Source organism: Pseudorhodoferax sp. Leaf274 (assembly GCF_001422445.1).
Classification (GTDB): Bacteria; Pseudomonadota; Gammaproteobacteria; order Burkholderiales; family Burkholderiaceae_C; genus Pseudorhodoferax.
In genome coordinates, this window is sequence record NZ_LMNA01000028.1 from 152851 (window position 1) to 178651 (window position 25801).

The 25801-nt window shown below is 65.5% G+C and carries 22 protein-coding genes, 1 tRNA gene and 3 pseudogenes; 14 read left to right on the top strand and 12 right to left on the bottom strand.

Annotated elements, in window-relative coordinates:
• The first annotated feature begins 28 nt into the window (after positions 1-28).
• The gene (locus ASF44_RS24595) at positions 29-1201 is read left to right on the top strand and encodes an iron-containing alcohol dehydrogenase (protein ID WP_056901885.1); all 1173 of its coding nucleotides are present in this window, start codon (positions 29-31) and stop codon (positions 1199-1201) included.
• 69 nt (positions 1202-1270) lie between these two features.
• On the opposite strand, the gene ASF44_RS24600 is transcribed toward ASF44_RS24595, so the two are convergent.
• Both ASF44_RS24600 and ASF44_RS24605 read right to left on the bottom strand, forming a co-directional pair.
• A complete protein-coding gene (locus ASF44_RS24600; protein WP_056901886.1) occupies positions 1271-2251 on the bottom strand; it encodes an NADPH:quinone reductase in 981 nt (326 codons plus the stop codon).
• Positions 2252-2792: 541 nt separating this feature from the next.
• On the bottom strand, positions 2793-3233 hold the full coding sequence (locus tag ASF44_RS24605) for an H-NS family nucleoid-associated regulatory protein (protein WP_056901887.1): 441 nt from the start codon (positions 3231-3233) through the stop codon (positions 2793-2795).
• A 253-nt stretch (positions 3234-3486) separates the two neighbouring features.
• On the opposite strand from ASF44_RS24605, the gene ASF44_RS24610 reads away from it, so the two are divergent.
• The 4 genes and pseudogenes from ASF44_RS24610 to ASF44_RS33300 form a co-directional block, all read left to right on the top strand.
• Positions 3487-3951 carry a hypothetical protein gene (locus ASF44_RS24610; protein ID WP_156374661.1) on the top strand — a complete coding sequence of 155 codons (465 nt, stop codon included), beginning with the start codon at positions 3487-3489 and terminating at the stop codon, positions 3949-3951.
• A gap of 144 nt (positions 3952-4095) precedes the next feature.
• Entirely contained in the window at positions 4096-4479 is a 384-nt protein-coding gene (locus ASF44_RS32060; RefSeq protein WP_156374662.1) for a hypothetical protein, read from the top strand.
• Between the two features lie 2 nt (positions 4480-4481).
• A complete protein-coding gene (locus ASF44_RS32065) occupies positions 4482-4988 on the top strand; it encodes a hypothetical protein (protein WP_156374663.1) in 507 nt (168 codons plus the stop codon).
• Between the two features lie 788 nt (positions 4989-5776).
• Positions 5777-5860: pseudogene (locus ASF44_RS33300) on the top strand (SEC-C metal-binding domain-containing protein); the annotation flags it as partial.
• An 18-nt stretch (positions 5861-5878) separates the two neighbouring features.
• Here ASF44_RS33300 and ASF44_RS31305 read toward each other — a convergent pair.
• The 8 genes from ASF44_RS31305 to ASF44_RS24640 all read right to left on the bottom strand — a co-directional run bounded on the left by ASF44_RS31305 (position 5879) and on the right by ASF44_RS24640 (position 10665).
• A complete protein-coding gene (locus ASF44_RS31305; protein WP_162243866.1) occupies positions 5879-6424 on the bottom strand; it encodes a site-specific integrase in 546 nt (181 codons plus the stop codon).
• A gap of 215 nt (positions 6425-6639) precedes the next feature.
• A complete protein-coding gene (locus ASF44_RS32070) occupies positions 6640-7188 on the bottom strand; it encodes a hypothetical protein (RefSeq protein WP_156374664.1) in 549 nt (182 codons plus the stop codon).
• A gap of 312 nt (positions 7189-7500) precedes the next feature.
• Positions 7501-8520, bottom strand: a complete 1020-nt coding sequence (locus tag ASF44_RS24620; protein ID WP_156374665.1) for a site-specific integrase — start codon at positions 8518-8520, stop codon at positions 7501-7503.
• A 31-nt stretch (positions 8521-8551) separates the two neighbouring features.
• Positions 8552-8704, bottom strand: a complete 153-nt coding sequence (locus ASF44_RS33305; protein WP_369820956.1) for a DUF6538 domain-containing protein — start codon at positions 8702-8704, stop codon at positions 8552-8554.
• A gap of 82 nt (positions 8705-8786) precedes the next feature.
• Positions 8787-8877, bottom strand: a tRNA-Ser gene (locus tag ASF44_RS24625).
• Positions 8878-8901: 24 nt separating this feature from the next.
• Positions 8902-9291 carry a DUF2237 family protein gene (locus ASF44_RS24630; RefSeq protein WP_056901891.1) on the bottom strand — a complete coding sequence of 130 codons (390 nt, stop codon included), beginning with the start codon at positions 9289-9291 and terminating at the stop codon, positions 8902-8904.
• The gene (locus ASF44_RS24635) at positions 9288-10205 is read right to left on the bottom strand and encodes an SPFH domain-containing protein (RefSeq protein WP_056901892.1); all 918 of its coding nucleotides are present in this window, start codon (positions 10203-10205) and stop codon (positions 9288-9290) included. Before ASF44_RS24635 ends, ASF44_RS24630 begins: the two co-directional genes overlap by 4 nt.
• 34 nt (positions 10206-10239) lie before the next feature.
• Positions 10240-10665 carry an NfeD family protein gene (locus tag ASF44_RS24640; protein ID WP_056902048.1) on the bottom strand — a complete coding sequence of 142 codons (426 nt, stop codon included), beginning with the start codon at positions 10663-10665 and terminating at the stop codon, positions 10240-10242.
• Positions 10666-10792: 127 nt separating this feature from the next.
• On the opposite strand from ASF44_RS24640, the gene ASF44_RS24645 reads away from it, so the two are divergent.
• The gene (locus tag ASF44_RS24645; protein ID WP_056901893.1) at positions 10793-13144 is read left to right on the top strand and encodes an arginine/lysine/ornithine decarboxylase; all 2352 of its coding nucleotides are present in this window, start codon (positions 10793-10795) and stop codon (positions 13142-13144) included.
• Between the two features lies 1 nt (position 13145).
• Here ASF44_RS24645 and ASF44_RS24650 read toward each other — a convergent pair whose 3' ends face one another.
• Both ASF44_RS24650 and fabI read right to left on the bottom strand, forming a co-directional pair.
• Positions 13146-14027: a DNA ligase gene (locus ASF44_RS24650; RefSeq protein WP_056901894.1), complete on the bottom strand. Its 882-nt coding sequence runs from the start codon at positions 14025-14027 to the stop codon at positions 13146-13148.
• Entirely contained in the window at positions 13978-14763 is a 786-nt protein-coding gene (fabI, locus tag ASF44_RS24655; RefSeq protein WP_056901895.1) for an enoyl-ACP reductase FabI, read from the bottom strand. The genes ASF44_RS24650 and fabI overlap by 50 nt, the downstream gene beginning before the upstream one ends.
• Before the next feature lie 95 nt (positions 14764-14858).
• Here fabI and ASF44_RS24660 point away from each other — a divergent pair, with 95 nt between their 5' ends.
• The 8 genes and pseudogenes from ASF44_RS24660 to infB all read left to right on the top strand — a co-directional run.
• Complete coding sequence (locus ASF44_RS24660; RefSeq protein ID WP_056901896.1) at positions 14859-16655, top strand: extracellular solute-binding protein; 1797 nt, start codon at positions 14859-14861, stop codon at positions 16653-16655.
• A 15-nt stretch (positions 16656-16670) separates the two neighbouring features.
• Entirely contained in the window at positions 16671-17705 is a 1035-nt protein-coding gene (locus ASF44_RS24665; RefSeq protein ID WP_056901897.1) for a microcin C ABC transporter permease YejB, read from the top strand.
• Between the two features lie 7 nt (positions 17706-17712).
• Positions 17713-18786: an ABC transporter permease gene (locus tag ASF44_RS24670; RefSeq protein ID WP_056901898.1), complete on the top strand. Its 1074-nt coding sequence runs from the start codon at positions 17713-17715 to the stop codon at positions 18784-18786.
• Positions 18787-18859: 73 nt separating this feature from the next.
• Positions 18860-20494, top strand: coding sequence for an ABC transporter ATP-binding protein (locus tag ASF44_RS24675; protein ID WP_056901899.1), 1635 nt, complete (start codon positions 18860-18862; stop codon positions 20492-20494).
• 160 nt (positions 20495-20654) lie between these two features.
• Entirely contained in the window at positions 20655-21254 is a 600-nt protein-coding gene (gene rimP / locus ASF44_RS24680; protein WP_056901900.1) for a ribosome maturation factor RimP, read from the top strand.
• A gap of 54 nt (positions 21255-21308) precedes the next feature.
• A complete protein-coding gene (nusA, locus tag ASF44_RS24685; RefSeq protein WP_056901901.1) occupies positions 21309-22805 on the top strand; it encodes a transcription termination factor NusA in 1497 nt (498 codons plus the stop codon).
• Between the two features lie 24 nt (positions 22806-22829).
• A pseudogene (locus ASF44_RS33310) lies at positions 22830-23388 on the top strand (translation initiation factor IF-2 associated domain-containing protein); the annotation flags it as partial.
• Between the two features lie 71 nt (positions 23389-23459).
• Positions 23460-25793 (top strand): annotated as a pseudogene (gene infB / locus ASF44_RS24690) (translation initiation factor IF-2); the annotation flags it as partial.
• Positions 25794-25801: the final 8 nt, after the last annotated feature.

A 25801-nucleotide genomic window follows, 5' to 3' on the forward strand; every position in this document is an offset into this window, starting at 1 on the left:
ACCGTATCGCACGAACCGAGAACACACGATGTACCAAGGAACCTACCAACTGCCCAAGATCGAACGCGTGGTGTTCGGCCGGCCCGCCGCCGACGTGGTGCGCGAGGAAGCCGAACGCGCCGGAGCACGCCGCGTGGTCGTCTTCGCGCCCGAGATCCTGGCCCGCAACACCGAGGTGCTGTCGCGGCTGGAGCGCGCGCTGGGCGAACGCCACGCCCTCACGTGGACGCGCATGGCCGCCCACACGCCGCGCGAGGATGTCGTCGCCGCCACCGAGGCCGCGCGTGCAGCCGGTGCCGACCTGCTGGTCACGGTGGGCGGGGGCTCCATCACCGACGCGGCCAAGGTCGTCAACAGCTGCCTGGCCAATGATGTCCGCACGGTCGAGCAGATGGACCTGCTGCGCAAGCCGCCCGGCGCATCGATGGTCGGCGGCCGCGAGGGGCTGCGTGCACCGGCGCTGGCGCAGGTCGCCGTGCCGACCACGCTGGCCGCGGCCGAATTTACCGCCTACGCCGGCGTCACGAACACGGCCACTCGGCTGAAGGAGGTCTTTACCCACCCGCTGCAGGTGCCCAAGGTGGTCGTGCTCGATCCCGAGGTGACGTTGCACACGCCGCAGGCCCTGTGGCTGTCGACCGGGATCCGTGCGCTGGACCACGCGGTCGAGGACATCTGCTCCATCGACGCACAGCCCTACTCCCAGGGCACCGCCTTGCAGGCGATCCGCTTGCTGGCGCGGGCCCTGCCGCAGACGCTGCGCGACCCGACCGACCTGCGTGCGCGGCTGGACGCGCAGGTGGCGGCGTGGCTGTCCACCGTCGGCTCGCAAGCCGGCGTGAACAAGGGCGCCAGCCACGGCATCGGCCATGCGCTCGGTGGAACGGGCGGGGTGCCGCATGGCTTCACCTCCTGCATCCTGATGCCGCACGTCATGAAGTTCAACCAGCCCGTGGTGGGCGACCGCCACGCGCTCATCAGCGAGGCGATGGGCGAACCTGGCGTCGACGCATGGCGGCTCGTGGAACGGCTGATCGCGGAGCTCGGGCTGCCCCGCAGCTTGCGCGAAGTGGGGCTGGAGGCGCCGGAGACGCTCGACGCCATCGCAGAGGCGGCGATGCATGACCCCTGGATCAAGACGAACCCACGACCGATCGGCAGCGCAGCGGAGGTCAGGGCCTTGCTGGACCTGGCACGTTGAGGCCGGCGCACGGCAGCGGCCGGCAACCGCTGTGCCCCTGCGGCAGGGCCGTTCCCGGCCGCTGACCGCTTAGGGCAGGTCCACGATGACCTGCCCGATCTTTCTTCCGGACTCGACAGCGCGGTGTGCATCCACGATGCGGTCGAGCGCGAACCGCTCTGCGATGCTGAACCGCGCCTGGCCGCCCATCGCCCACGCAGAGATGTCCCGGATGGCCGCTTGCTTCTCGGGCATGGGCAGCCCGTACATGTGCACGAAGCGCAGCACGAGGTTGCGCTTGAGCAGTTCGAAGAAGGGAATCTGCGGCGTGCGCGCCAGCGCAGCGTAAACGGAGATGGAGGCCCCCATCTTCGCGACCTGCAGGTCGAGCGCCAGGTTCTGCGCGAAGTCGACCTCCACGATGCGGTCGACCCCGACGCCATCCGTGAATGCGAGGATGCGCTCGGCGGCGTCCTGCTGGCGGTAGTCGATGGCCGCATCGGCGCCGGCGGCGCGCGCGTGTTCGGCCTTCTCCGGCGAGCTGACGGTGGTCACCACGCGTGCGCCGGCCCACTTCGCGAACTGCACGGCGTAGTGCCCCACCACGCCGGCGCCGCCGGCGACCAGCACCGTCAGGCCGGTGGGCGGACCCTCGGCAAAGACGGCGCGGTGGGCGGTGATGACGGGAATGCCCAGGCAGGCACCTGCGGCGCCATCCAGGCCTGGCGGCAGCGCGACCGCCTGGGCAGCAGGGACCACGGTCCATTGCGCAGCGGTGCCGCCGGCACGTTCGAAGGCCGCATTCCAGATCCACACGCGCTCGCCCAGACGGTTACCGGGAACGCCCGGACCGACCTCGTCGATCACGCCCGCCCCGTCGCTGTGCGGGATCTGGCGCGGGAACTGGATCTGGCGGGAACTTCCCGCGCGCGACTTGACATCGGACGGGTTGACGGCCGACGTGACGATTCGCACCCTCACTTCGCCGGGTCCGGCATGCGGCTGCGGCAAGTCGCCGACGACCAGCACATCGGCGGCGTCCCCATTGCGTTCGTACCAAGCTGCTTTCATTCTTCCATCCACCTGTGTTCGGGTTGATCCATCTTCGGCAACGCCATGTCCCGTCGCGAAGGCTGAATGGAATCTATGCGAGGGTGGGCGAGGGCGATCTCTTGCACATCCGGAAGTTTTCGCCCCTTGGAATTGAAGACCGTTGGTGCACGCACCTTGCGGTTTCAGGCCCGGTGCGAGTGCTGCGATGGGTCGCAAGGCAACCCGTCGGGCAGGCATTTCCGATGTCCGCTGAGGAATTTGCGTCCTGAGAATGATCTCAACAGGTCGATGGGTCCTGCAGCATCTACGACGCGCGGCCGATGGCCTGGATATTCCGGTGCCGTATGCGAACAGCGGGCAGTTCAAGACCTTGTTGGTGATGGCGCAATCCAACTCTCCCACGGGCCAGCAGTGCTCGCGAGAACCCGAGCCTGAATCCGAATCCGAATCTGAATCGCGGCGCCTGCGAAAGAGTCACCGGCTACAGTGATGGCGCGAGCGTGAAGTCCAGTCGAAAGCCGTTGTTGTGGCTTGGGTCACATGACTGCCTGAGTTGCAGTCAGGCCTTCAGATCCTCTGGCGTCTTTCCTCCGGCCAATGCTTCTGTGAACCAGCGCGGCTTCGGTCCAAACCCAGACCACGCGTTGCCTGCATCGTCCTTGTACTTGATGACGCCTGCGCCAGAGCGAGGCTTCTTGAGTGGCTTGGCTGCTTCCGTCTCCAACGGGTTGGCACCTGTCGCGGCCTGCACCCTGCGCTTGGCCAGCTTTTCCGACTTGACGCTCGCAACAGATTCGCGGGCACCGCGGAACCCGAGCTCGGCGGCGGTGATGCCGTAGTAGGAGATGGCTTCCTTGATGCGTGTGATGACGCCCGATTTTTCGGCGGTGACGATTGTCGCGGCGCGTTCCTTGAGTCGCGCAATCTCCTGGTCAATCTCCTTGAGCGTCTGGGTCGGCTCACTGACCAGCGGTTGCACTTGCGTCCGGCGATGCTTCATAGCGTTCAATCGAGTTGCGAATGGGCGATCAGTCTAGTGCCGTTGATTGGCGTGACACGTCAGGTCACCCGTCTTTTCATTCAAGGCTTGTAGGTGCGCAAGCCCACAGGCCAGTCGAGCGAAAGCAATCATGCGCATTGCGCCGGCGACACCGAAGAGCCGCTGAAAGCGGCACTTGCAAGGCAACTTCCCGATGAGATCCTGAATTGCGCGTCGGTACTGATGCCGAAGCGGCATTCACACAGGCGTGCGCATGAGACTTTCCCCATTGGAATGCGAGGCCGTCATCCAGGCTTCGCAACGCACCTTCATTCCCTTGCGGCAACGCGTGCCGTCGGTGGACGGCCAGGCCCGCACGCCGGGCGTCACCCTCAAGCGCAGCATCGCTGAACTGGCCGCATCCCTCAAAGAATACGGTGGGCTGCAGAACCTGATCGTCGTGCAGGGCGCGCGCAATCTCTATGAGGTCTGCGCGGTTGGACGTCCTTTCGAAGCCCTGACCCAACGCGTGAAGACCGACGAGTGGCCCGAGAACGATCCCGTGCCTGTGCTGGTCTTCAGCCCGTGGCCCGTTCCGTTGCATGGCCTTGAGAAGAAAAAAACCCTGCAAGAACAATGTCCTGCAGGGTTTTTTGCGGTCTTCTTGCGCCTCGATGAGACGCTCAAGAATGTGTGTTTGGCGGAGCAGGCGGGATTCGAACCCGCGGTGGGCTATTAACCCACACACGCTTTGGGTTGGCGGCCCCTGCGGGGCCTTCCAGGCGTGCTCCAAACCGTCCCTGTGTAACAGTTCAGTGTAGCAGTTTGGGCATGTCGGAGAACGCCATGTGCACTTCTACTGCTGCCGCTGGACAATCCGGCAATGCAACAGCCCTTTGTCTACCTGTACGACCGCGACCACTATTTCTATTTGGGGGTAGAGATCGCCGACCAATGCCAACTAACAGGCGTCCCAATACTTCCGGGCTTTGCAACCTTCAAGGCCCCGCCGAGTTTAGAAACACGAGACTCGCACATCTCTGTTTTCGATCCGACCGCACAAGAGTGGCGGCTGGCACCAAATGATTTTTGGCGGCCAGACGTAACGCGCAGACTTGTGAACTTGAAAAACACTCTAGGAGGTGATTTCTCAATCATGCAAGTCGAATGCCATCGATGGACATCAAAATACAACGGGATACCTCGCGTCATTTCTCCCGGCGTCATCTCCATGAATCTAACTGGCCGACTGACCATCTATCTCTGAGATTGACAGAGATTTTGCGCCTGGACTCCAGCTTTCGCCAAAGTCGAATGACTACAGTGGTTCAAATTATTACAATGACAGCAGAGGATTTTGTCATTGGAATGAAGAGATTCATTGATGATATTTTCGTGTACGAGTGGGTGGAACAAGTCCGCTTAGCAGGACTATTGCGTTCAGTGCGGAAGCTTGAGATTCAAGGCGTCAACGAAATTGACAGGGTCAGTCTTGCTCCGGCCCGAGGTCACCTGCAAAGCCTGTTCTCGAGGCACCAGCTGTTCCTCGAAACCCTAATTGACCTGAGAAACTCGTTCGCGCACCACACGGCGGCACCCGAGGCACGAATGCTCTTTGGCGTTGAGCGTCCCACTGTCAATACAGCGTTTTCCAAGAATGGAAATATTGCAAAAATCGAGGTGATTGAGGTAGCAATTGAAGACTTGGCAAAGTCATTCAATTCATTTGTACTTGATGTGCTGCAGGTAGATGGACCAAATGCACCGCAATTTTAAAGACCACAAGCGACAAGGGGCTTGAAGATGCTCCGGATGGATGCCCTCAATAATCTAGTATCCAAGAGCGAAAAGGGCTTGAAATGACTAAGCACATCCAATCCACAGCTGAGCTTGAGCAGCATCTGAGCGAGCACATCGAATTCATGAAGGCTTCCGCAGATGCGTTTGACGCGGGTTCTACCGGCGAGGCAAAGCGCATTGCGGTATCGCTGAGGGTGCTCCTGCACGACACCACTTCTTCGGTGTCTCTTCTGGGCCAACTTGGGCGCAAGTCGGTGCAGTTTGTTGACTCCTCAACGCCGATGAATCCCCGCAACATGCTGTCGCAGAATGTCCTGGTTGCAATGCTCATGGGGCCCTCGGGCGGAAGCTATGTTCCCTTTCTGGATCTATCCCCGGAGCCCCCGCGCATGTTGCCATTCGACGCTTGGTGGGATGCCGTAGTTGTTTCCGATGCAAAGAAGAACTCTCTGAGTCGGAAGCAACTCATACTCGCAGCCGCCAATCAAGATGGCGGAGCGCACGTGGACCCGAAGCTCAACGCGATCTATGCCGCCTTGTCTCGCCAAAATTCTTCCGGATGGACGTATTCTGAAGGCGGTAAATTGAGCATCCCGAAGGGCGAAGAACTGGCTGCGATACGGCAGATCGGTCATGAAGTGCTCAAGACTTTAGTGCCTGGGTACACGAAAGAGGTGAAGCTTCCCGACGAGTCGGCGATGTTTGGTGGCGCAGTGTTCATGGAGGCCGAGCAGGCCCCTGTGCCTGCGGGGGCCCCACTTGGCGTGCCGGTGAGAGTTGGCCGTAACGACAAGTGCCCGTGTGGTAGCGGCGCCAGATACAAGGAATGCCACGGCAAGTTGACGTAGCCGTCACCCGGCGCAGCGCTACCCCAGCTTTGCCGCCAGCTTTCTCGCGTCCAGGTGCGTGTAGCGCATCAGCATTCGCAGGTCTTTGTGGCCCGAAATGGCGGCCACCTCCACAGCATGGAGCCCGCGCTCGAAAAGCCGGCTGATGGCCTCGTGCCGCAGGTCGTGAAAGCGCAGCCCCTGGATGTCTGCGGGTTCACAAGCCCGCTGGAAGGACTGCTTTACCGCTTCGGTGGTAATGCCCGTCCAGACCTGTCCCGTCGCCCGGCCCGGCGGCCTGCGGTGCTTCAACAGCGCCACGGCAGTGGTGCTCAACGACACCGTGCGCGAGTCCCCATTCTTCGTGTCCACAAGGTGCGCTGTCTGTTTGGCCAGGTCGATCAGTTCCCAGCGCAAGGCGATGAGTTCGGATTGCCGCATTGCGGTTTCCAAGGCCATCACGACCACCTCGCGCAAGTAGTCGCGCCGGCTTTCCGCACAGGCCGACAGCAACAGGTCTTCCTCGCCCGACAGCAGCCGTCCGTTGCGGCCTTTGCTGCTCTTGGGCCGTGCAACGTCAGACACGGGATTGATGTGGCCGATGTCCTGGGGCCGCTGGCGCCGTGATGCCCTAGGACTGCGCGACACCGTGCGCGTTAACGAGCGTGTGTCGTGCGCGGGCGCACTCGCGTGATACCGGGCGCGTTGACGGGCGCGTGGCTCAGGGTGGGGCCACGGGGGAACTCGGGGTGCGAGCCGTGGCGTGAGGCCCACGAAAATCTCCGGCGATTTTTTAGACGCTAACTGCGCGCTCTGATCGTCCCTTGTAATCGGCTATCCGAAACATTCTTGTGGCCGCAATAGTCTTGGAGGAGGCTTTCCACGATAGTCTTTTCAGCGGTGGTTGCCATCGGCCCAAGCGTCACTTTCATCTGTTGCAACTTCTGCGGGTCAATATCGACGTCAAAATATTGAAGCTCCGGCCCTTGGCCCTTCGCCAAGGAGACAGCAATGTGATTTGAATATGACGCAAACGCTGAGTCGCTCTGGAGGAAGTCCGATATTGGACCCGGGGTTGGAAGAATGTAGAGCACGAACCGATACTCGTGCTGGAATGCCCATTCTTTACTCTTGTGTACCGCGATATCCCCGGGACCGCGGCCAGTTCCGCTGAAAGTTCCATCAGGATTAACCTTGATTTTTAAGGCATCCGCATAGATGCCTTGGCTGTTCTCCACGTAGCTAACTTTCGAGCCAAACTTGTCGGGCTTGAAAAAGCTTGGGACTACAAAATGCTTGTCGCCCATGATCTGCTCAATCGACAATGGCGAAAAGACGTCTTCGGTCAAGTGGAGGCCGGGTCTTTGCTGCTTAGGGATTAAGAGATACTGGAATGGGTTTTCCGGGAATGAAAGTCGCACACCTCGCATGTTTCCCGTGTACATGTTCCAAAGGGGTATGTTCTCCTCATCGCTGTCTGTCCAACAACTGATGTAGAGGAAGGGTGCGAGGGTGTAGTCTCCAAAGGTGCTTGACTCACTGATATCGTCAACGCGATCAAGCCTATTAAACCGGATCTTCTTCGATCTGAGAATTAGAGAAAGTGTTTCAATGCTCGTATAGTGATGAAGCATGTGGGTTCCGAAAGCGCAGGTATCTGATTATGAGTGGCGCGATGCAGTCGGCAGACGTTGGATAGCCGCATCCAGTGCAGCAGGAGCCATCTGCCCCGCGCCGTAGGTTCCCGCCGCACCGCCTTCACTGTGGCCCATGAGGGCCATGCGCACGTCTGGCGGCACTCCAACGGCCCGGCACATGCCCGCGAAGGCATGCCGCCATGAGTGGAAGGTGATGCGGTCGTCTGCAATGCGCCATGGCCCGCGCAGTGCCCGTCCGTACCACTTGGACAAGGCATCGCTGATGACGCCGAACTTGTTGGCGTCAGCAGGGAACAGCGCGCCATCGGGTTGTCCCTTCGCCCACGTCCAGAATTCGGCAACCCCGGAGTGCAAGGGCACCCATCGCCGGCTTCCTGCATTCTTAAGCCGCATGGCCAGGCCGGGCATGCATTCGCCATGGTCGGTGATGCTGATGCCTCGGATGCCGTCGCACTCGACCACATCCATGCGGCGCAGTTGGTGCAGTTCATTGAGACGTGCCCCTGTCCAGCGCGCAAGGCGGGGGAGCCAGTAGCGGGCCGGGTGCGTGTCCTTGTACACAGCGGTACCGGCCATCACTACATCGGCCTGTGCAGGCGAATAGGGCATGCGGGCCTCTACGGCGCGCTTCGCGGCCGGCAGGGTCGTTTCCTCAGCTGCATTAGCCGTGATGATGCCGCGCCCCTTCGCAACGCCGAGCAACGCACGCAGGAAGGCCATGCGGCCGTTCACGGTCACGACCGACTTGCCGGACTCTTGCAACTTGTCGCGGTACATGACCACCATCGTTCGCGTGATGGCCTTCAAGGCAGGGGAGCGATGCAGCGCGTCGAACTCTTCGACCGCCCTCGTATAGGCGTGCTCGGTCTTGTCGTTGGGCCTGCGCTCGCGCTTCCAGATGGGCAGCATTTCGGCGAGGCGTTCGGCGTCGGGCTTGGGTGCAGAAGAGGGTGTGGCGCCAGTAAATGCGGCCACGGGCCGAGGCAGGGCGACAGGCAAGGGCGTCGGCGTTTCATCTGCCATCGGCGGTGTACCCCGCAACTCTCACCATCGATCATCCAGCGCGCAGCGCCTTGCGCATGGCCTCTGGCCGGTCTTTCGTGCGAAGGGAGTGAAGAACCTCGCGCTGTCCGCCGTGAGCGGCTACAAGGTCTTGGGGGATACGGCGGCGGAAGTAGTAAACCCCGCCCCGTTTGATGATATGCATCTGTCGCTCCTGTGTAGCACACACAGGGAACAGATTGCCAAGAGTGCTGATTTGTTTTTATAAATCAACAACTTAGATGTCTTGGCGGAGCAGGCGGGATTCGAACCCGCGGTGGGCTATTAACCCACACACGCTTTCCAGGCGTGCGACTTAAACCACTCATCCACCGCTCCGTGGGAAGCCCGCGATTCTAGCAGTCAATTCGTGGCGTTTCGCTGCGGCCAGGCGTGGCGTTGCAAATCTTCCAGCAGCACGAACTCCAGCGCGCTGATATGCGTGGATTCCAGCACCACGTGCGGCGCGCAGCCGGCTTCGTGCGCCTCTTTCCAGCGTGCCGCGCACAGGCACCACCGGTCTCCCGGCTTGAGGCCGGCGAAGCGGTGCTCGGGCCGGGGCGTCGAGAGGTCGTTTCCGCGCAGCTTGGAGAAGGCAAGGAACGCCGCCGTCACACGGGCGCAGATGACATGCGAGCCCAGGTCGCCGTCGTCGGTGTTGCAGCAGCCGTCGCGGAAGTAGCCCGTCAATGGCGCGTAGGAGCAGGGCACCAGCTCGGAGCCCAGGACGTTGTGCGCCACGGTGTCGCTCATGGCCTGGGCTGCTGCAGCCGCACCATGTTCATGGCGGAGCCGATCAGGGCGGCCGCATCGGCCATGTTGCTGGGCACGATCAGCGTGGTGGTGGCATCGGCCGCCACCTTGCTGTAGGCGTTGACAGCGGCCTCGGCCACCTTCAGCTGCACCGCCTCGTTGCCGCCGGGTTGGCGGATCGCGGCGGCCACGCGCTCGATGGCCTGGGCCGTGGCGTCGGCCACGGCGGTGATCGCGGCGGCCTCGCCCTGGGCCTGGTTGATGGCGGCCTGCTTCTCGCCTTCGGAGCGCGCGATGAAGGCCTCGCGCTCGCCGGTGGCGATGTTGATCTGCTCCTGGCGCCGGCCTTCGGAGGCGGCGATCAGCGCGCGCTTCTCGCGTTCGGCGGTGATTTGCGCCTGCATCGACCGCAGGATCTCGGCCGGCGGCGTCAGGTCCTTGATCTCGTAGCGCAGCACCTTGACGCCCCAGTTCAGCGCGGCCTCGTCGATGGCGGCGACGACCTGGGCGTTGATGATGTCGCGCTCCTCGAAGGTCTTGTCGAGTTCGAGCTTGCCGATCACGCTGCGCAGCGAGGTCTGCGCCAGCTGCGTGACGGCGACGATGTAGTTGGACGAGCCGTAGCTGGCGCGCATCGGGTCGGTCACCTGGAAGTACAGGATGCCGTCGACCTGCAGCTGCGTGTTGTCGCGCGTGATGCAGACCTGGCTCGGCACGTCCAGCGGGATCTCCTTCAGGCTGTGCTTGTAGGCCACCTTGTCGACGAAAGGCAGCAGGAAGTTCAGCCCCGGCGTCAGCGTGCTGTGGTACTTGCCCAGACGCTCCACGACCCAGGCGTTCTGTTGCGGCACGACCTTGATCGACTGCGAAACGAACACCGCGGCAATGACCAAGAGCACGAGTGCGACTTCCATCCAGGAACCTCCAGCGCGTTGAAAGGGAAAGCGTTCAGGCCTTGTCGACCATCAGCCGGTTGCCGACCACGCCGACCACGCGGTAGATGCCGGCCACGGGCGGCTGTGCGGCGCGCTGCACCACGGTCCAGCGCGCGCCGCGGTAGTGTACGGACGCCGTGCCATCGGCATTCCAGCTGTCCACCGAGAGGACTTCGCCGATGTCCAGGTTCATGTCGGGGTTGGCCGTGGCGCCGGCCCGGCGGCCGCGTGCGCTGCGCACGGCATACCAGATGGCGACGGCGCCGCCGCCGGCGATGGCGGCCGTGGCGACCTGCCCGGTCAGGGCCAGGCCCAGATAGGCGGCCAGCGCCGCGGCCACGAAGCCCAGCGCGAGCATCAACAGGTAGAAGGTGCCGGTGAGCAGTTCCAGCACGATGCAGGCACCGGCCAGGAGCCACCAGAAGGTCGAATCTGCGATGCCCATGGCTGCGTGCCCTCCTTTGAATCCCGCGCATTGTGGGACAAAAGCCGCCGCGCTCATCGGGCCGTCATGCATTGTCCGTACACTTCGCGCCTTTCCATTTCAGCCTGGCCCGGAGCTGTCCATGAAGTTTCGTTTCCCCATCGTCATCATCGACGAGGACTACCGCTCGGAGAACACCTCCGGCCTGGGCATCCGCGCGCTCGCCCAGGCCATCGAGAGCGAGGGCTTCGAGGTGCTGGGTGTGACCAGCTATGGCGACCTGTCGCAGTTCGCCCAGCAGCAGAGCCGCGCCAGCGCCTTCATCCTGTCGATCGACGACGAGGAGTTCAGCGCCGGCCCGGACCTCGATCCCGCGGTGCTGAACCTGCGCAAGTTCATCGAGGAGGTGCGCCGCAAGAACCTGGACGTGCCGATCTACGTGTACGGCGAGACCAAGACGTCGCGGCACATGCCCAACGACATCCTGCGCGAGCTGCACGGCTTCATCCACATGTTCGAGGACACGCCGGAGTTCGTGGCGCGCCACATCATCCGCGAGGCCAAGAGCTACCTGGAGAGCGTGCAGCCGCCGTTCTTCAAGGCGCTGCTGGACTACGCCGAGGACGGCTCGTACTCCTGGCACTGCCCCGGCCACTCGGGCGGCGTGGCCTTCTTGAAGAGCCCGGTCGGCCAGATGTTCCACCAGTTCTTTGGCGAGAACATGCTGCGCGCCGACGTGTGCAATGCGGTCGAGGAACTGGGCCAGCTGCTGGACCACACCGGCCCGGTGGCCGAGAGCGAGCGCAACGCGGCGCGCATCTTCAACGCCGACCACTGCTTCTTCGTCACCAACGGAACCTCGACCTCCAACAAGATGGTCTGGCACCACACGGTGGCGCCGGGCGACGTGGTGGTGGTGGACCGCAACTGCCACAAGTCGATCCTGCACGCGATCATCATGACGGGCGCAGTGCCCGTGTTCATGAAGCCCACGCGCAACCACTTCGGCATCATCGGCCCCATCCCGCAGAGCGAGTTCGAGCCCGCCGCGATCAAGGCCAAGATCCGCGCCAACCCGCTGCTGGCCGGCGTCGACGCCGACACCGTCAAGCCGCGCGTGATGACGGTCACGCAGTCCACCTACGACGGCGTGCTCTACAACACCGAGACCATCAAGGGCCTGCTGGACGGCTACGTCGACACGCTGCACTTCGACGAGGCCTGGCTGCCGCACGCGGCCTTCCACCCCTTCTACGGCGCCTACCACGCCATGGGCAAGCGCCGCGCCCGGCCCAAGGAGTCGCTGGTGTTCGCCACCCAGTCCACGCACAAGCTGCTGGCCGGCATCAGCCAGGCCAGCCATGTGCTGGTGCAGGATTCGCAGCACCGCAAGCTGGACCGCCACCTGTTCAACGAGGCGTTCCTGATGCACACCTCCACGAGCCCGCAGTACGCCATCATCGCCAGCTGCGACGTGGCCGCCGCGATGATGGAGCCGCCCGGCGGCACGGCGCTCGTGGAAGAAAGCATCCTGGAGGCGCTGGACTTCCGCCGCGCCATGCGCCAGGTCGAGCGCGAGTTCGGCGCGCAGGAGTGGTGGTTCAAGGTCTGGGGCCCGGACGCGCTGGTCGAGGAGGGCGTGGGCACGGCCGACGACTGGATCATCAAGGACGCCGCGGCCGCCAAGTGGCATGGCTTCGGCGACCTGGCGGACGGCTTCAACATGCTGGACCCGATCAAGTCCACCATCGTGACGCCGGGCCTGGACCTGGACGGCAAGTTCGCCGCCGAGGGCATCCCGGCCAGCATCGTCACCAAGTACCTGGCCGAGCACGGCATCATCGTGGAGAAGACGGGCCTGTACAGCTTCTTCATCATGTTCACCATCGGCATCACCAAGGGCCGCTGGAACACCATGCTGGCGGCGCTGCAGCAGTTCAAGGACGACTACGCCAAGAACCAGCCGATGTGGCGCATCCTGCCGGAGTTCTGCCAGCAGCACCGCCGCTACGAGCGCATGGGCCTGCGCGACCTGTGCCAGCACGTGCACCAGCTCTACGCCAAGTACGACATCGCGCGGCTGACGACCGAGATGTACCTGTCGGACCTGACGCCCGCCATGAAGCCCAGCGATGCCTACGCCCACATCGCGCACCGCAAGACCCAGCGCGTGCCGATCGACGAGCTGGAAGGCCGCATCACGACCAGCCTGGTCACGCCGTACCCACCCGGCATTCCGCTGCTGATCCCGGGCGAGGTCTTCAACAAGAAGATCGTCGACTACCTGAAGTTCTCGCGCGAGTTCAACCTCCTGTGCCCGGGCTTCGAGACCGACATCCACGGGCTCGTGGAGGTGGAGGACGAAACCGGCAAGGTGAGCTACTTCGCCGACTGCGTGGCCGAGGGCACGCCGATGTCCGAGGCCGAGAAGATCACGCGTGCCGAGGACATGATCCAGGTCGGCAACGACGGCCCGTACAGCCGCACGATCTGAGTCAGCCGTCGCTGCGCACGCGCAGGAAGCGCGCGTGGCGCGGCAGGCCGCTGGCGTTCAGGCCGTTGTAGCGGTAGGTGACCAGGCTGCCGAGGGGCGGCGGGTCAGCCCGCTGCGCGTCCGTGAAGCCACCGCCGAGCTTGAAGCGCCGGCCCTCGCCGGTCTCCACCAGCAAGGCGCCCAGCCGGCCGGCGTGCCGCCCCTGGCCGGGCAGGTGCCCGACCACGCGGGCCTCGGCATCGTCGTAGGGCTTGAACTTGAGCAGGTCGTCGCTGCGCTCGCTGCGGTAGGGCGCGGTGCCCAGGTGCAGCATGAGGCCCTCGCCGCCATCCCGGACGATCTGGTCGAGCCGGGCCTGCAAGGCCGCGTGCGTGCCGGCGCGCTGCTGCGGCACGGCGACGATCCATGGCGCGCCGGCGATGGGCAGCAGTTGGCGCAGCCGCGCGAGGCGGTGGTCGAAGTCGCCGGGTTCGGCCGGCAGGTCGAACACCATGAAGCGCAGGGTGCGCCAGGCCGCATCCGTGGGCTGCTGGCTGCGCACGGTGGACAGCGCATGTTCGAAGCGGCCGCGGCCGGCCCAGAGTTCGCCGTCCAGCGGCATGGCGGGCAGCGGGGCCGTGAACCAGGCCGGTGCGGCAACGCGTTCGCCACCGCGTGTCCACAGCGCCTGCCCGTCCCAGTAGCCGCGCAGGCCGTCGTACTTCTCGCTGACCCAGTAGCCGGCCAGCGGCATGCCGCGCCGGTAGACGTTGGCCAGCATGAGCCTGGGCGGTGCCGCCCAGGCGGGCAGCCACGCGCTGCCCAGCGCCGCGAGCAGCAGCGCGCGGCGGCGCTTATTCGCCGTCGATGCCGCCCACGACCTGGCTGAAGCCGCCGTCGACATAGGTGATCTCGGCCGTGACGCCGCCGGCCAGGTCCGACAGCAGGAATGCCGCCACGTTGCCCACATCCTCGATGGTCACGTTGCGGCGGATGGGCGAGACCGCGGCCACGGCGGGCAGCAGCTTGCCGAAGCCCTTGATGCCGCTGGCGGCCAGGGTCTTGATGGGGCCGGCGCTGACGCCGTTGACGCGGATGCCCTTGGGGCCCAGCGAGCCGGCCAGGTAGCGCACGGATGCTTCGAGCGAGGCCTTGGCCAGGCCCATGGTGTTGTAGTTGGGCACGGTGCGCACGGCGCCCAGGTAGGTCAGCGTGAGCAACGCCGACTTGTCGCTGAGGTAGGGCAGGGCGGCCTTCGCCATGGCCGGGAAGCTGTAGGCGCTGATGTCGTGCGCGATCTTGAACGCCTCGCGCGACAAGCCTTCGAGGAAGTCGCCGGCAATCGCCTCGCGCGGCGCGAAGCCGATGCTGTGCACGAAGCCGTCGAATCGGGGCCAGACCGCACCGAGGTCTTCGAACAGCTTGGCGATCTGCGCGTCGTCGCCCACGTCGCAGTCGAAGATCAGCTTGGAATCGAAGTCGGCAGCGAACTCGGTGATGCGGTCCTTGAAGCGCTCGCCCACGTAGCTGAAGGCCAGTTCGGCGCCTTGTGCGTGGCAAGCCTTGGCGATGCCGTAGGCGATGGAGCGGTTGGACAGCACGCCGGTGATCAGCAGCTTCTTGCCAGTCAGAAATCCCATGTGGTTCGGTCTCGTTCGTTGCGACGTTTGCCTGCGTTCGGCCATCCGTTCAGGGTTTATCCGAAGGCGCAAAGCGATTGGTGCAGAATTGTCGCATGCGATTTCTGTGGCTCTGGTTGGCATTCGCGGCGTGTGCGCCGGCCTGGGGAGCCCACGCTTACGCGCAGTTCGGCGACATCAAGTACGGACCGGACTTCAGCCACTTCTCCTATGTGAATCCTGAGGCGCCCAAGGGCGGCGAGATCCGCATGGTGCCGCCGACGCGGCCGACCAATTTCGACAAGTTCAATCCGTTCACGCTGAAGGGCACGGCGCCCTACGGCATCGGCGGGCTGCTGTTCGAAAGCCTGCTGACCGGCAACATGGAGGAGCCGACCACGGCCTATGGCCTGTTGGCCGAAGACGTGGAGGTGGCGGCCGACAAGCTCTCGGCCACGTTCCGCATCAACCCCAAGGCGCGCTTTCACGACGGCTCGCCGGTGCAGGCGGCCGACGTGGTGCATTCGTACGAGATGCTGGTCGGCAAGCTCGCGGCGCCGCAGTACCGCGTGATCTACGCCGAGGTGAAGCGCGTGCGCGCGCTGTCCGAGCGCGAGGTGCGTTTCGAGTTCGCCAATCCCAACGCCGAGCTACCGCTGGTGGTGGGCGGCATGGCGGTGTTCAGCCGCCACTGGGGTGGCGGCAAGCCCTTCGACCAGATCACGACCGATGTGCCGATCGCGTCCGGCCCCTACAAGATCGCCAACCCGCGCCTGGGCCGCGACATCACCTACCAGCGCGACCCGGCGTACTGGGGCAGGGACCTCGCGGTGCGGCGCGGCCAGTTCAACTTCGACCGCATCGTCTACAAGATCTACCTGGACGAGACGGCGCGTTTCGAAGGGCTCAAGGCCGGCGAGATCGACTTCATGCGCGAGTTCACCTCGCGCAACTGGGCACGGCAGTACTACGGCCCGCAGTTCGACCGCGGCGACCTGGTCAAGCGCGCGTTCGAGAACCGCAACCCGGGCGACTTCCAGGGCTTCGTGTTCAACCTGCGCAAGGACAAGTTCAAGGATGTGCGCGTGCGCCAGGCCATCGGGCTGGCCTACGACTTCGAATGGCTCAACCGCCAGATGTTCTACAACCTGTACCAGCGCGTGCAGGGCTGGTTTCCGAACAGCGAGTTCCACGCCGATGGCCTGCCCGGGCCGGACGAGCTGGCGCTGATGGAGCCGCTGCGCGCCAAGCTGCGGCCCGAGACCTTCGGCCCCGCGCTGGTCTCGCCCAGCACCGCGCCGCCGGGCAGCCTGCGTGAGAACCTGCGCCAGGCCCAGCGGCTGCTGGCCGAGGCGGGCTGGACCTACCGCGATGGCGCGCTGCGCAACGCCAAGGGCGAGCCGTTCACCATCGAGCTGCTGAACGACCAGCCGGGGCTGATCCGCGTGATCACGCCGCTGCAGGGCAGCCTGCGCAAGCTCGGCATCGAGATGACGTTCCGCACGGTCGATTTCTCGCTCTCGCAGCAGCGCATGGACGGCTTCGACTTCGAGATGACGACGATCCGCCTGCCGGGCACGTCTGCGCCGGGCGGCGAACTCATCGAGCGCTTCGGCTCCGAGGCGGCCAAGACCAATGGCTCTTCCAACATCTGGGGCATCGCCGATCCGGGTGTGGACGCGATCGTGGCCAAGGTGGTGGCCGCCACCACGCGGCCCGAGCTGGCCACCGCCATGCGCGTGCTCGACCGCGTGCTTTCCTACGGTTACTACACGATCCCGCAGTACTACGGCAGCCCGTTCCTGATCGGCTACTGGCCCAAGCGCTTCGTGCTGCCCGAGACCATCCCGCCCTACTACGATGCCGGCACCTGGGCCGCGTCGACCTGGTGGGCGTCCGAAACCAACAAGTGAGCGAGGCGACGACGCGTGGCAGCCTATATCTTCAAGCGTCTATTGCTGATGCTGCCCACGCTGTTCGGCGTGTTGCTGTTGACCTTCGTGGTGATCCAGTTCGTGCCGGGCGGGCCGGTGGAGCAGATGGTGTCGCAGCTGCAGGGGCGCGATTCCGGCGGCGAGGGTGCAGCCGCCAGCGGCGCCGGCTACCGCGGCCGCCAGGGCCTGGACCCCAAGCGCATCGAGGAGATCAAGGCCTTCTACGGCTTTGACAAGCCGGCGCCCGAGCGCTTCTGGCAGATGCTCAAGTCCTTCGCGCGGTTCGATTTGGGCCAGAGCTTCTACCAGCGCAAGGGCGTCTGGGAACTCATCAAGGAGAAGATGCCGGTGTCCATCAGCCTGGGCTTGTGGACCTTCTTCATCAGCTACCTCATCGCCGTGCCGCTGGGCGTGGCCAAGGCCGTGCGCGCGGGCTCGCGCTTCGATTTCCTGACGACGCTGGTCGTGCTGGTGGGCTATGCGATCCCCGGGTTCGTGCTGGGCGTGGCGCTGCTGGTGGTCTTCGGCGGGCAGCTGCAGTGGTTCCCGCTGCGCGGGCTGGTCTCGTCGAACTGGGAGCAGCTGTCATGGGGGGCGCGCATCGTCGACTACCTCTGGCACATCACGCTGCCGGTGACGGCCATGGTGCTGGGCAGCTTCGCCGTGACGGCCATGCTGACCAAGAACTCGTTCCTGGAAGAGATCCGCAAGCAGTACGTGCTGACGGCCCGCGCCAAGGGCCTGGACGAGCGCCGCGTGCTGTGGAAGCACGTGTTCCGCAACGCGCTGATCCCCATCATCACGGGCTTTCCGGCGGCCTTCATCGGCGCGTTCTTCACGGGTTCGCTGCTGATCGAGACGCTGTTCTCGCTCGACGGTCTGGGACTGCTGAGCTATGAGAGCGTGATCCGGCGCGACTACCCGGTGGTGCTGGGCACCTTGTTCTTCTTCACGCTGATCGGGCTCGTGACCAAGCTGATCAGCGACCTGTCCTATGTGCTGGTCGATCCACGGGTGAAATTTGACTAGCAGCACCATGCCCCCCACGGCAGCGGCGCCAGCGCCGGTGCCGGCGCCCGAACCGCGCCACCTCTCGCCTGGCCGCCGCGCCTGGCAACGCTTTCGCCGCAACAAGCTGGGTTTCTACAGCCTGGTGATCTTCTGCACGCTGGTGGTGCTGAGCCTGTTCGCCGAGGTGCTGTCCACCGACAAGCCGCTCGTCGTGCGCTACGAGGGCCAGACCTACTTCCCGATCTGGCAGGACCACTCGGAGAAGGTGTTCGGCGGCGACTTCGAGAGCCCGGCCGACTACCTGGACCCCTTCATCCGCGAACGCATCACGGGCGGCGGCAACTGGGCCGTCTATGCGCCCAACCCCTACGGCCCACGCACGCTGAACTACTTCGCCAGCAAGCCCAACCCGGCCGCACCGTCGACCGAGAACTTCTTCGGCACCGACGACCGCGGCCGCGACCTGCTGGCCCAGCTGATCTATGGATTCCGCGTGAGCGTGCTGTTCGCGCTGGCGCTGACCGCGATCGGCGTGGTGCTGGGCATCGTCACCGGCGCCATCCAGGGCTACTTCGGCGGCAGGACGGACCTGGCGTTCCAGCGCTTCATCGAGATCTGGGGCTCCATGCCCGAGCTGTACCTGCTCATCATCTTCAGCGCCATCTTCGCGCCCAGCGTGTCGCTGCTGCTGGTGCTGCTCTCGCTGTTCGGCTGGATGGGGCTGTCGGACTACGTGCGGGCCGAGTTCCTGCGCAATCGGCAGATGGACTATGTGCGCTCGGCGCGCGCGCTGGGCGTGTCCAGCGTGCAGATCATGTGGCGCCACATCCTGCCCAACTCCATGGTGCCGGTCGTGACCTTCCTGCCCTTTCGCATGAGCGCGGCCATTCTCGCGCTGACCTCGCTCGACTTCCTGGGCCTGGGCGTGCCGCCCGGCACGCCCTCGCTGGGCGAGCTGCTGAGCCAGGGCAAGGCCAACATCGACGCCTGGTGGATCTCCATGTGCACCTTCGGCGTGCTGGTGCTCACGCTGCTGCTGCTCACCTTCATGGGCGACGCGCTGCGCGATGCGCTCGATCCGCGAAAGGCCGAGAAATGAGCGCCGTGCCGGGCCGTTCCGAACAAGCCCGCTCCCGCCTGGCGGGACAGGCCGCAGTCAGAAGGGTGCGCCGATGACCCAGCCGTTGTTGCTGAACGCCAAGCAGCTGCAGGTCTCCTTCGGCGGCCACACCGTGGTGCATGGCGTGGACTTTGCGCTGGCCCCGGGCGAGAAGCTGGCCCTGGTGGGCGAGTCCGGCTCGGGCAAGACGGTCACGGCGCTGAGCCTGTTGCGCCTGGTGCCGGACGCGCAGGTCACGGGCCAGGCGCTGTTCCAAGGGCGTGAAGGCTGGAGCGACCTCGCGAGCCTGCCCGAGCGCGAGCTGCGCGCCATCCGCGGCCAGGAGATCTCCATGATCTTCCAGGAGCCGATGACCGCGTTGAACCCGCTCTACACCGTGGGCGAGCAGATCGCCGAGGTGCTGCAGCTCAAGCAGGCCCTGCTGCGCGGCGAGGCCTGGCGCGAAGCCGTGCGCCTGCTCGGCGACACCGGCATTCCCGATCCCGAGCGCCGCGCTGGCGCCTACCCGCACCAGCTGTCGGGCGGGCAGCGCCAGCGCGCCATGATCGCCATGGCGCTGGCCTGCAAGCCCGCACTGCTGCTGGCCGACGAGCCCACCACCGCGCTGGACGTGACGCTGCGCGGCCAGATCCTGGACCTGCTGTCCGACCTGCAGCGCAGGAATGGCATGGCCGTGCTGCTGATCACGCACGACCTGAACCTGGTGCGCCGCTTTGCCGACCGCGTGGCGGTGATGGAGGCCGGCCACATCGTGGAGCAGGGCGCGGTCGAGCAGGTCTTCGCCCAGCCCAGGCACCCCTACACGCGCCGGCTGATCGACAGCCGGCCGCAGCGCGATGTGCTGGAGGCGCCGGCCGAGGGCGCGCCCGTGCTGCGCGCCGAGGGCATCCGCGTGAGCTATCCGGTCACACGCCCCGGCGTCGCGGGCTGGTTCCGCAAGGGCCGCTTCGAGGCCGTCAAGGGCGCGGACTTCGCGGTGCCGCCGGGCCGTACGCTGGGCGTGATCGGCGAGTCCGGCTCGGGCAAGTCGACGCTGGCGCTCGCGGCGCTGGGCCTGCTGCCGTTCCAGGGCCGGCTGGACGTGGCCGGCGGCGCCTGGGGCGGCGGGCGGCGGGCCGAACTGGCGCTGCGCCGGGCCGTGCAGGTGGTGTTCCAGGACCCGTTCTCCTCGCTCTCGCCGCGCATGACCATCGAGGAGATCGTCGGCGAGGGCCTGCGCGTGCACGCGCCCGCGCTCACGCCCGAGCAGCGGCGCCCGCGCGTGCAGGCGGCGCTGGCCGACGTGGGCATGACGGCCGAGCGCTTCCCGGGCCTGCTGCAGCGCTATCCGCACGAGTTCTCGGGCGGCCAGCGCCAGCGCATCGCGGTCGCGCGCGCGCTGATCGTCGAGCCCACGCTGCTGGTGCTGGACGAGCCCACCAGCGCGCTGGACGTGACGATCCAGAAGCAGGTGCTCGAGCTGCTGCAGAAACTGCAGCGTTCGCGCGGCCTGGCCTACCTGCTCATCACGCACGACGTGGATGTGGTGCGGGCCATGGCACACCACGTCATCGTCATGAAAGACGGCGAAATCGTCGAGGCCGGCGCCGCCGACAGGGTGCTGGACAGCCCGGAACACCCCTATACGCGCAGCCTTGTAGCGGCTGCCGCACCCGTAGGTGGTCACAGCGCGCCGAATCTGGGCTAGAATGCGCGCTTCACGACCAAATGGGCGGGTAGCTACCGGCCCTTTTTTTTTGGCCGCTTGATTTTGGGGATTGACGCAGGCACATAGGGCAAGTAGGCGCTTGTGCCTGGTTTGCGTCGATCGCGTTGTTGGTGTCGGTTGTTTGGGTTGAAGGAGAGCCGTGGCATTGCAGGAGCTGGTGACCAAGACTGTCGAAGGTCTGGGATACGACTTGGTGGAGATCGAGCGCTCCGCTGGCGGCTTGCTGCGCATCACGATCGACCATCCCTGGGTGCCGGGTACCGGCAAGGGCGCCGAGCAGTTCATCACGGTGGAAGACTGCGAGAAGGTCACGCGCCAGCTGCAATTCGGCCTGGAGGTCGAGGGCGTGGAGTACCGCCGGCTCGAGGTGTCCTCGCCCGGCATCGACCGCCCGCTGCGCAAGGAAGCCGATTTCCAGCGCTTCGCCGGCGAGCTGGTCGACCTGACGCTCAAGGCCCCGCTGGGTGCCGCGGCGGGTGGCCAGGTGGCGCCGACCCGCAAGAAGTTCCGCGGCCGCCTCGAGCGTGCCGAAGCCGTGCAGGCCGATGCGCCGGCGCAGTGGCAACTGCTGTGGAGCGAGGAGCCGCCCGCACCCAAGCCCGGGCAGAAGCCCTCGCGCAAGAAGCTCGACCTGCCGGTGCATGTGCTGGGCTTCACGCTGGACGAACTGCGCGACGCCCGCTTGGCGCCGGTGGTGAATTTCAAGGGCCGCGGCAACAGCGCGGCCACCGAAGAATGAAGGGACGCCCCAGGATGTCCCCGCAACGAATGAAGACTGCAGGAGAAGCATGACATGAACCGCGAAATGCTGATGTTGGTCGACGCGATCTCGCGCGAGAAGAACGTGGAGCGCGATGTCGTGTTCGGCGCGGTCGAGGCCGCCCTGGCCCAGGCCACCAAGAAGCTGTACCAGGGCGAAGTGGACATCCGCGTGGCCGTGGACCGCGACAGCGGCGTCTACGAGACGTTCCGCCGCTGGCTGGTGGTGCCCGATTCCGCCGGCCTGCAGAACCCCGAGGCCGAGGAGCTGTTCTCCGACGTCAAGGAAGACATCGCCGACATCGAAGAGGGCGACTACATCGAGAAGCCCGTCGAGTCGGTGCCGATCGGCCGCATCGGCGCCATGGCCGCCAAGCAGGTGATCCTGCAGAAGATCCGTGACGCCGAGCGCGAGATGCTGCTCAACGACTTCATGAGCCGCGGCGACAAGATCTTCGTCGGCACCGTCAAGCGCATGGACAAGGGCGACATCATCGTCGAGAGCGGCCGCGTCGAAGGCCGGCTGCGCCGTAGCGAGATGATCCCCAAGGAAAACCTGCGCACGGGCGACCGCGTGCGGGCCATGATCATGGAGGTCGACCTCACGCTGCGCGGCGCGCCCATCATCCTGTCGCGCTCCTCGCCGGCCTACATGGTCGAGCTGTTCCGCCAGGAGGTGCCCGAGATCGAGCAGGGCCTGCTGGAGATCAAGTCCTGCGCCCGTGATTCGGGTTCGCGCGCCAAGATCGCCGTGGTCTCGCACGACAAGCGCGTCGACCCGATCGGCACCTGCGTCGGCGTGCGCGGCACCCGTGTGAACGCGGTCACCAACGAGCTGGCCGGCGAGCGCGTGGACATCGTGCTGTGGAGCGAAGACCCCGCGCAGTTCGTGATCGGCGCGCTGGCCCCGGCCAACGTCTCGTCCATCGTGGTGGACGAAGAGCGCCACGCCATGGACGTGGTGGTCGACGAGGAGAACCTCGCGATCGCGATCGGCCGTGGCGGCCAGAACGTGCGCCTGGCAGCCGAGTTGACCGGCTGGAAGATCAACATCATGGATGCCGCCGAATCGGCGCAAAAGCAGGCCGAGGAGACCGACTCCAGCCGCAAGCTGTTCATGGAAAAGCTCGATGTGGACGAAGAGATCGCCGACATCCTGATCAGCGAGGGATTCACCAGCCTCGAAGAAGTCGCCTACGTGCCGCTGCAGGAAATGCTGGAGATCGAGTCCTTCGACGAAGAGACCGTCACCGAGCTGCGCTCGCGCGCCAAGGATGCCCTGCTTACCATGGAAATCGCCAAGGAAGAAGGCGCCGAAGGGGTGTCGCAGAACCTGCGCGACCTCGAAGGCCTGTCGGCCGAGACGATCGACAAGCTCCAAGCGAATGGGGTGAACACCCGCGACGATCTGGCCGATCTGGCCGTCGACGAACTCACAGATATCACAGGCCAGTCCGCGGACGAGGCCACGGCCCTGATCATGAAAGCGCGCGAGCACTGGTTCTCCAGCGATGCCGCTTCGCATGAGTAATGGCTATGAAAGGTTGCGCAGTACATGTCCACCACCACCGTCGCTGAATTCGCCTCCGAACTGAAGAAGCCCGCAGAAACCCTGCTGGAACAGCTCAAGGGAGCTGGCGTCTCCAAATCCTCCTCGGCCGACACCCTGTCCGAGACCGACAAGCAAAAGCTGTTGAGCTACCTGCAGGCCAGCCATGGCACGCAGAGCGCCGACCGCAAGAAGATCACGCTGGTCAAGAAGTCGACCACCGAGATCAAGCAGGCCGACGCCTCGGGCCGTGCGCGCACGATCCAGGTGGAGGTGCGCAAGAAGCGCACCTTCATCAAGCGCGACGATGCCGCCGAAGGCGAGGTGCAGGCCGAAGGCAGCGAGGAAGCCGAACGCGCCGCCGAGCGCGAGGAAGCCGAACTCGCCCGCCGCGAGGAAGAAGCCCGCCAGCAGGCCGAAGCCCTGCGCCGCCAGGAAGAAGAACTGGCCGAGCAGCGCCGCCGGCGCGAGGAACAGGAGCGCCGCGACCGCGAAGCCGCCGAGAAGGCCGAGCGCGAAGCCGCCGCCGCGGCTGCCGCGGCCGAAGCCGCGCGCAAGAGTGCGCAGCAGGCCCAGGCTCAGGCGCAGGCTGACGCCGCCCGCGCGGCCGAGGCCAAGGCCACCGGGCCGGCCACCGCAGCCCCTGCGGCTGCCGCACCGGCCGCTGCTGCCCCGGCACCCGCTGCAGCCCCCACACCTGCCGCAGTGGCACAGGCCGACAAGGCCGCCGCCGCTGCTGCCGCTTCCAAGGCCCGTGCCGAGGAAGAAGCCGCCCGCGCCAACGAACTGGCCGAGCGCCGCCGCAAGGCCGAGGCCGAGGCGGCAGCCATCCGCTCCATGATGGCCGCGCCCAAGAAGGTGCTGGTCGCCAAGAAGGAAGAACCCAAGCCCGTCGCCAAGCCGGCCGAAGCCGCCAAGCCTGGCGTCAAGGGCACGCTGCACAAGCCCACCACGCCTGGCGCTCGCCCGGCGGTGGGTGCGCGCCCGGGTGCACCGGCGCCAGCCGCGCCCGGCGGTGCCGGCAAGGAAATCAAGTCGGCCAAGACGTCTTCCGCCTGGGCCGGCGATCCGGCCAAGAAGAAGGCCATTCCCACGCGCGGCGATTCCAGCGGCGGTGTGGGCCGTGGCAACTGGCGCAGCGGCCCGCGTGGCCGCCGTGGCGACAGCCGCGACCAGCGCGACGACCATGGCCAGTCGGCTCCGGCCGAGGCGCGCATCCTCGAGGTGCACGTGCCCGAGACCATCACGGTGGCCGAGCTCGCACACAAGATGTCGATCAAGGCCTCCGAGGTCATCAAGCACCTGATCAAGCTGGGCCAGATGGTCACCATCAACCAGCCGCTGGACCAGGACACGGCCATGATCGTGGTCGAGGAAATGGGCCACAAGGCCGTCGTGGCCGCGCTGGATGATCCCGAAGCCTTCACCGAAGACGAAGTGCAGGGCGCGCAGGCCGAAGCGCTGCCGCGCGCACCGGTGGTCACCGTCATGGGCCACGTGGACCACGGCAAGACCTCGCTGCTGGACCGCATCCGCACCACCAAGGTGGCGGCGGGCGAAGCCGGCGGCATCACGCAGCACATCGGCGCCTACCACGTCGACACGCCGCGCGGCATGGTGACCTTCCTGGACACCCCGGGCCACGAGGCCTTCACGGCCATGCGTGCCCGCGGTGCGCAGGCCACCGACATCGTGATCCTGGTGGTGGCCGCCGACGACGGCGTCATGCCCCAGACCAAGGAAGCCATCAAGCACGCCAAGGCGGCAGGCGTTCCCATCGTGGTGGCGATCAACAAGATCGACAAGCCCGAAGCCAACAGCGAGCGCGTCAAGAGCGAGTTGGTGGCCGAGCAGGTCGTGCCCGAAGAATTCGGCGGCGATTCGCCGTTCGTCGAAGTCTCGGCCAAGACCGGCAAGGGCATCGACGACCTGCTGGAACAGGTGCTGCTGCAGGCCGAAGTGCTGGAACTCAAGGCGCCGGTGCAAGCCGCGGCCAAGGGCCTGGTCATCGAAGCCCAGCTGGACAAGGGCCGCGGCCCGGTCGCCACGGTGCTGGTGCAGTCCGGCACGTTGCGGATCGGCGACGTGGTGCTGGCCGGCTCGACCTCGGGCCGCGTGCGCGCCATGCTGGACGAAGACGGCCGCCCCTCCAAGGAAGCCGGTCCCTCGATCCCGGTCGAGATCCAGGGCCTCACCGAAGTGCCGCAGGCCGGCGACGAGTTCATGGTCATGGCCGACGAGCGCCGTGCCCGCGAGATCGCCACCTACCGCGCCGGCAAGTTCCGCAACACCAAGCTGGCCAAGCAGCAGGCCGCCAAGCTGGAGAACATGTTCTCCGACATGACGGCGGGCGAGGTCAAGACGCTGCCCATCATCCTCAAGGCCGATGTGCAGGGTTCGCAGGAAGCGCTGGCGCAGTCGCTGCTCAAGCTCTCGACCGACGAGGTCAAGGTGCAGCTGGTCTATACCGGCGTGGGCGGCATCAGCGAGTCGGACATCAACCTGGCCATCGCCTCCAAGGCCGTGGTCATCGGCTTCAACGTGCGTGCCGACGTCGGTGCGCGCAAGCTGGCCGAAGGCAACGGTGTCGACCTCAAGTACTACAGCATCATCTACGACGCCGTGGACGAGCTGAAGACCGCGATGGCCGGCATGCTGGCACCCGAGCGCCGCGAAGAGATCATCGGCCATGCCGAGATCCGCACCGTGTTCGTGGCCACCAAGATCGGCACGATCGCCGGTTCCTACGTGCTCGACGGCGTGGTGCAGCGCAATGCGCACTTCCGCCTGCTGCGCGACAACGTGGTCATCTACACGGGCGAAGTCGAGTCGGTGCGCCGCATGAAGGACGACGTCAAGGAAGTGCGCGAAGGCTTCGAGTGCGGTATCAAGCTGCGCAACTACAACGACATCCGCGAAGGCGACCAGCTCGAGCTGTTCGAGATCAAGGAGATCGCCCGTACCCTGTAAGGGGTCCG

What these genes read in the sequence shown, in the direction of transcription:
- ASF44_RS24620 (WP_156374665.1), bottom strand. Translation starts at nt 8,520, where the DNA reads ATGGCAGATGAAACGCCGACGCCCTTGCCTGTCGCCCTGCCTCGGCCC.
- nusA (WP_056901901.1), top strand. Translation starts at nt 21,309, where the DNA reads ATGAACCGCGAAATGCTGATGTTGGTCGACGCGATCTCGCGCGAGAAG.
- ASF44_RS32060 (WP_156374662.1), top strand. Translation starts at nt 4,096, where the DNA reads ATGCAACAGCCCTTTGTCTACCTGTACGACCGCGACCACTATTTCTAT.
- ASF44_RS24600 (WP_056901886.1), bottom strand. Translation starts at nt 2,251, where the DNA reads ATGAAAGCAGCTTGGTACGAACGCAATGGGGACGCCGCCGATGTGCTG.
- ASF44_RS24595 (WP_056901885.1), top strand. Translation starts at nt 29, where the DNA reads ATGTACCAAGGAACCTACCAACTGCCCAAGATCGAACGCGTGGTGTTC.
- ASF44_RS24610 (WP_156374661.1), top strand. Translation starts at nt 3,487, where the DNA reads ATGAGACTTTCCCCATTGGAATGCGAGGCCGTCATCCAGGCTTCGCAA.
- ASF44_RS24645 (WP_056901893.1), top strand. Translation starts at nt 10,793, where the DNA reads ATGAAGTTTCGTTTCCCCATCGTCATCATCGACGAGGACTACCGCTCG.
- fabI (WP_056901895.1), bottom strand. Translation starts at nt 14,763, where the DNA reads ATGGGATTTCTGACTGGCAAGAAGCTGCTGATCACCGGCGTGCTGTCC.
- ASF44_RS24670 (WP_056901898.1), top strand. Translation starts at nt 17,713, where the DNA reads ATGCCCCCCACGGCAGCGGCGCCAGCGCCGGTGCCGGCGCCCGAACCG.
- ASF44_RS24605 (WP_056901887.1), bottom strand. Translation starts at nt 3,233, where the DNA reads ATGAAGCATCGCCGGACGCAAGTGCAACCGCTGGTCAGTGAGCCGACC.
- ASF44_RS24660 (WP_056901896.1), top strand. Translation starts at nt 14,859, where the DNA reads ATGCGATTTCTGTGGCTCTGGTTGGCATTCGCGGCGTGTGCGCCGGCC.
- ASF44_RS24650 (WP_056901894.1), bottom strand. Translation starts at nt 14,027, where the DNA reads ATGTCGACGGCGGCTTCAGCCAGGTCGTGGGCGGCATCGACGGCGAAT.
- ASF44_RS24675 (WP_056901899.1), top strand. Translation starts at nt 18,860, where the DNA reads ATGACCCAGCCGTTGTTGCTGAACGCCAAGCAGCTGCAGGTCTCCTTC.
- ASF44_RS24630 (WP_056901891.1), bottom strand. Translation starts at nt 9,291, where the DNA reads ATGAGCGACACCGTGGCGCACAACGTCCTGGGCTCCGAGCTGGTGCCC.
- ASF44_RS24635 (WP_056901892.1), bottom strand. Translation starts at nt 10,205, where the DNA reads ATGGAAGTCGCACTCGTGCTCTTGGTCATTGCCGCGGTGTTCGTTTCG.
- ASF44_RS33305 (WP_369820956.1), bottom strand. Translation starts at nt 8,704, where the DNA reads ATGCATATCATCAAACGGGGCGGGGTTTACTACTTCCGCCGCCGTATC.